Raw genomic sequence first — 563 nt, 5'->3', positions numbered from 1 at the left:
TTTGTTGATTTTTCGCTCGAAGGCTTATGACAACTACAGAAACAATAAATGCGGAGATGTTGCTCGAAATGGAATCGGTTAACGTGATGCCATTTACTGAGCACGACAAAATCATCTTGAGATCTTACGAAGCGGTCGTGGACGGTATCGCGAGCCTGATCGGTCCGTTTTGTGAAATCGTTCTTCACTCTCTAGAAGACTTAAATACCTCTGCAATCAAAATCGCCAATGGCGAAAACACCGGCCGCCAAGTAGGTTCGCCTATTACTGACTTAGCGCTAAAAATGCTGAAAGACATTGAAGGCTCTGAGCGTAATTTCTCACGTTCTTACTTCACACGTGCCAAAGGCGGCGTACTAATGAAGTCAATCACTGTTGCTATCCGCAACGGTGAAAATCGCGTAATTGGTTTGCTGTGTATCAACGTCAACCTTGATGCGCCATTCTCGCAAGTGTTGCAATCTTTCATGCCAACGCAAGAAGCGAAAGAAGCGGCTTCTTCGGTGAACTTCGCGAGTGACGTAGAAGAGCTGGTGGACCAAACTGTTGAACGTACGATTGAA

1 protein-coding gene is annotated in these 563 nt (G+C 45.6%); it reads left to right on the top strand.

The window, feature by feature from the left end:
• Nucleotides 1-26: 26 nt before the first annotated feature.
• A partial coding sequence (locus R7Q48_RS29780) for a transcriptional regulator (RefSeq protein WP_318133988.1) occupies nucleotides 27-563 on the top strand: 537 nt, incomplete at its 3' end.

The organism is Vibrio sp. 378 (genome assembly GCF_033339435.1).
The sequence above is the reverse complement of the archived record's forward strand: the minus strand, read 5'-3'. Positions and strand labels throughout refer to the sequence as shown.